The sequence below is a fragment of the Parolsenella sp. genome, assembly GCF_982402205.1.
Genome location: NZ_CEVYAT010000128.1, coordinates 1 through 4,726, shown reverse-complemented (window position 1 = coordinate 4,726; position 4,726 = coordinate 1). Strand labels below are relative to the sequence as shown.

Annotated in this window: 3 protein-coding genes; all 3 read left to right on the top strand. The window is 65.6% G+C overall.

The window, feature by feature from the left end; all coding sequences use genetic code 11:
• A partial coding sequence (locus tag AC1VTH_RS06800) for a hypothetical protein (protein ID WP_481335405.1) occupies window positions 1-1,881 on the top strand: 1,881 nt, incomplete at its 5' end.
• A 51-nt stretch (window positions 1,882-1,932) separates the two neighbouring features.
• Window positions 1,933-3,147 (top strand): tyrosine--tRNA ligase, encoded by a 1,215-nt coding sequence (tyrS, locus tag AC1VTH_RS06795; protein WP_293825084.1) that lies wholly within the window; start codon window positions 1,933-1,935, stop codon window positions 3,145-3,147.
• A gap of 226 nt (window positions 3,148-3,373) precedes the next feature.
• Window positions 3,374-4,363 (top strand): hypothetical protein, encoded by a 990-nt coding sequence (locus AC1VTH_RS06790; RefSeq protein WP_481335404.1) that lies wholly within the window; start codon window positions 3,374-3,376, stop codon window positions 4,361-4,363.
• Window positions 4,364-4,726: the final 363 nt, after the last annotated feature.

Here is a 4,726-nt window from a genome sequence, read left to right as displayed (position 1 = left end):
ATGCGTCGTAGCGCGGGCGTCGCGACGTTGCGGCATGCTACCCCCTCGCTGCGGGAGCGCCCCGCCGCGGGCTGGGTGGCGCACCCGCGTGTCGAGCAGAACGTGGGCGAGAGGGGCGCGGGCGAGCAGGACGGGCCCGCGGGCCTTGTGGTGCATCCGCGCGACGGGCGCGCCGGCCTGGGTGCCGGCGGCGAGCTCCCCGGCGACGGCGAGGGCCGCATGGGCCGCGCGGGCGACGTGCTCGCGGCCCTGGGCCTGGGGCTCACGGCCGTGACGCTCGGCATAGTGCTTGCCGTCGTGGCCTTCTCGACCGTATGGCTCATGGTGGGCGCCGACGACGGCAACCTCACTCAGAGCATGTCGATCCGCACCTGGGTGGCGCCGGGCGGGGTGGCGAACCTGGGGCCCGGCCTCGTCTGGGCGCTGTTCGTGGTGGCGCTGTGCCGCCTAGCGTGGGGTCGCGGACGCGCACTCGACGGCCCCCGCGCCCGCCGTGCCCTCGTGGCGGGGACGTTCGTGGTGCAGGTCGTCATCATCCTCGCCCTGCAGGCGCGCGACACCTACTGGGGCGACTCCTGGATGGTCTCCGACTTCGTGCACGCCGCGGTCGACGGCGGCATCCCGTCGATCTTCCGCGGCCCCTATCGCACGCTGTTCTACGATGCGCGCCTCTACTTCTCGTGCTATCCGTTCCAGGCGACCCTGTTTTGGATGATGTATGGCCTGCGCCTCGTCTTTGGCGATGCGTCGTTCATGGTCTACCAGCTGATCTCTGCCGCGGCGACCTCCCTGGGCGTGTGGGCGCTGCTCGATCTCGCGCGCCTGTGCTGCCGGGATGCGCGCGTCCAGCGCGTGGCCTGGGTGCTCGTGGTCCTGTGCGCCCCGATGTACCTGCTGTCGACGTTTCTCTACGGCAACGCGATGGGCTGCGGCCTTGCGCTGGCGTTTCTTGCCCTGCAGGCGCGCGCGATGAGCGCGGACGGCCGCGAGGCGGCCGCATGGTGCGCGGCGTCGCTTGCGCCGCTTGCCGCGGCGCTGTGCGTCAAGGCGACGTTCGTGCTGTTCGCGATTGGCGCGCTTCTTGCGTGGTTTGTCCTTGCCCTGGTGCGCCGCCGGGGCTGGGGCCTTGTGGGCTGCGTCGCGGTCGTGGCGGTGGCGCACGCGCTGTCGGGCCTGCCGTTCGACGCGCTGGCGGCTGCCTCGGGCGGCTACGAGTTTGGCGGCTCGCTCACTACGCTCAACCATCTTGAGCTGGGCCTTCGCATGGGCGCAGGTGAGTTCTACGTGAGCGTTGATGACGGCCCTTACGAGTACGCGCCCGGCGGCTGGTCCAACCACTCCAACGCCGTGTGGCTTGCCTCGGGCGAGAACGCGGACGTCCAGAACGAGGTGGCGACCCACGAGCTCGCGGCCGACGTCCTGGCTTTTGCCAAGCACCCCGGTTACGCGGTGCGCTTCTTTGCCGTGAAGCTCGCCACCGAGTGGGCCGACCCCACCTATCAGTCGCTCTACTACCTCTCGATGTGCGGCAACGCCGCGGGCGTGCGCGTGAACCCCGCCGACACTTCGACGCCCCTGGGGGCCGCGAGCTCGGTGCTGATCGACGTCCTCGACGGCTATCAGACGGTGACGTTTGCCGCCGCCCTTGGCGCTGTGGTCCTGACGTGCCGCCTCTGGGGACGCGGGGGAGTGCGCAATGCGGCTGTGCTGCTGCTTGCCGCCGTCTTCTTCACCGGCTTTGGCTGCTACCTGCTGTGGGAGGCCAAGGCCGTCTACGTCCTGCCGTTTGCGATTGTGGCCCTGCCGCTATCCTCGGTGGGTCTTTCGGCCCTGTTCCGCTACACTGAAGGGCTGTTCCCGCACAGGCGGGATACTTGCTAACCAAGCACCGCCCAGCCGTGGGCGAGGGTGCTAGTGCTCATTGGAGGAACCGTGCTTTCAGTCGACGAACAGATGAAGGTGATCGCCTCGGGCGCCGCCCAGATCGTGCCCGAGCAGGAGCTGCGCAAGAAGCTCGAGAAGGGCCAGCCCCTCAACATCAAGCTCGGCGTTGACCCCACGAGCCCCGACCTGCACCTTGGCCACGCCGTGCCCCTGCGCAAGATGCGCCAGTTCCAGGACCTTGGCCACCAGGTCACGCTCATCATCGGCAACGGTACCGCGCTCATCGGCGACCCGTCGGGCAAGAACTCCACGCGCCCGCAGCTGTCGCAGGAGCAGGTCGAGGCCAACGCCGAGACCTACGTGTCGCAGGCCATGAAGATCCTCGACCCCGAGAAGACCAAGATCGTACACAACGGCGACTGGATCCTCTCGCTCGACCTCAAGGGTCTGCTCGAGCTCTGCAGCAAGTTCACCGTTGCCCGCATCCTCGAGCGCGACGACTTCACCAAGCGCTACCAGAGCCAGACGCCCATCGCCCTGCACGAGTTCCTCTACCCCGTGATGCAGGCCTTCGACTCCGTCGAGATCAAGGCCGACGTCGAGATGGGCGGCACCGACCAGCTGTTCAACCTGCTCGCCGGACGCGACCTTATGGACAAGATGGGCATGGAGCCGCAGGTTGCGCTCACGATGCCGCTGCTCGAGGGCACCGACGGCGTGCGCAAGATGTCGAAGAGCTACGGCAACTACGTTGGCCTCACCGACGCGCCGGCCGACATGTACGGCAAGCTCATGAGCATCCCCGACACGATGATCGGCAAGTACTTCCGCCTTGCCAGCACCCTCTCGGTCGAGGAGGTCGACAAGATCGACGCCGCCCTCGCCGATGGCTCGGCTGACCCCTACGAGCTCAAGCGCCAGCTCGCGGCCAACATCTGCGACCTATACCACGGCGCCGGCGCCGGCGAGGCCGCCGCGGCCGAGTTCACGCGCGTGCACTCCAACCGCGAGATGCCCGAGCACATCGAGGATGTTGCGGTTGAGATCGAGGCCGGCGACGATGGCCTGGTCTACCTGCCGCGCGTCCTTGTCGCCGCGGGCCTCTCGAGCTCCGCTGGCCAGGCGCGCCGCGACATCGATGGCGGCGGTGTGCGCATCAACGGTGAGGCCCTGCAGGCCAAGAGCTACAATGTCGACCCGTCGCTGCTCGTGAAGGGCAACGTGCTGCAGGTGGGCAAGCGCCACTTCGCGCGCCTCGCGTAGACAGCGCGTTCGATAGCCTTTTGAAGCCCCGCGGGCCTGCGCCCGCGGGGCTTTTTCATCATGTGGTTGAGCTGGGTCTATGCTAGTTATCAGCGGGTGGCCTGGCGCGTTTGTGTACTTGTTGCCGCGATTTTTGTTAGATTCTGGCAAGGTTTGTGTCTGACGCCCCGGGAGTTTCTCGAGGGCTTTGGGACTCGTCGTCGTGTCGGTGCGCTAGGCTCGCCGCATGAGCATCTGCCTGTGTGACATATCGGCCCTCGAGGCCATCCGCTCGAGCGGCAAGCTGGTTGGCGAGCTGATGGACCATCCGCGCACGTCGAGCCTCGACGGCTGCCGCGCCCCCAACGCCGCCGAGCTCGACGATCTCCTCGTTGGCCTTGGCGTTCGCACCCGTCCCGTGCACGTGCTGACGCCGTGGGGGACTTCGACGCTCGCGCAGCCGGGCGTTAGACGCCATCGCCGGGATGCCCCTCTTCCGCGAGCGTCTCTTGTCAGGGCCAAGGACGACCTACTCATCTCGTCACCTGAATTGGTTGTTGCTCAGCTTGCTGCTCGCCGGGATTATGGCATCGTTGACCTTGCCCTCGTTGCCACCGAGCTTTGCGGTACGTACCTACTCGATTCCAGCAAGGACTCGTGGGAGGGCTTTACCAACATCGACAGGGCAGTTTGCTCGCGTTCACGAATCGCCAGCATGCTCGATGCGCCTGCGAGCATGCGAGGGGCGCCCAAACTGCGCCGAGCATTGACCTCTATTCTTGATGGCTCGCATTCGCCTATGGAGTCTGTGCTGACCCTTCTGCTCTGCTTGCCTCGCAGTTTGGGCGGGATTGGGCTTTCGGGGCTGGCGCTGAACTACCGCGTCGCTGTTGCCGGCTCTGAGTATTTCATTGACCTGGCAATTCCCAAGCTTAAGGTGGGACTTGAGTACAACGGTCTTCAATACCACGCCATCGAGCAGAGCGCACGTGACGATCGCCGCCAGAATGACCTTATCGGCGTGGGTTGGACCATCATCAACGTATGGATCGATGACCTCAAGAATCCCATTCTGTTCTCGAAGCTCCTCGACTCGCTGTTTAGGGCCATGGGCCGGCGTTCGAGGCCCGGCGATGACTTCCTTAAGAGGCAAGTAGAGCTCCGAAAAAGCTCGTCCCAGGTTGTCGAGACTGAATTTGTCAGTGTAAACGGTTTCTGGTGCAGCGAGGTAAATTAGCGGATGGCCTCGAGGAGCTGAATGAGGCCATAGCCGGGTGCCCATAGGTCCAAATGGCTATTTGCGGATATCCACTAATAGCGATTCTGTCTATTGGCGACTCCGCGGCGCGCCCTCGGGTGCACCAGAAACCGGTTTCACTGACAGTTTGGGGCGCGCGAATGTTCACAAGGCATGAAATCGGGAGATGGCGACGCCGCTGCGCTATTGTTATCGGGTTAGATTGAGCGAAAAGATGGGGGTTGCAATGACGATGGAGCTGCTGGCGCCGGCGGGTGGGCCCGAGCCGTTCCGCGCGGCACTCGCCGCGGGCGCCGATGCCATCTACTGCGGCGTCGGCAATGACTTCAACGCGCGCAGGGG

Bases quoted from the DNA above. Each gene is read 5' to 3' on its own strand.
- AC1VTH_RS06790 (WP_481335404.1), top strand. From the start codon at position 3,374: ATGAGCATCTGCCTGTGTGACATATCGGCCCTCGAGGCCATCCGCTCG.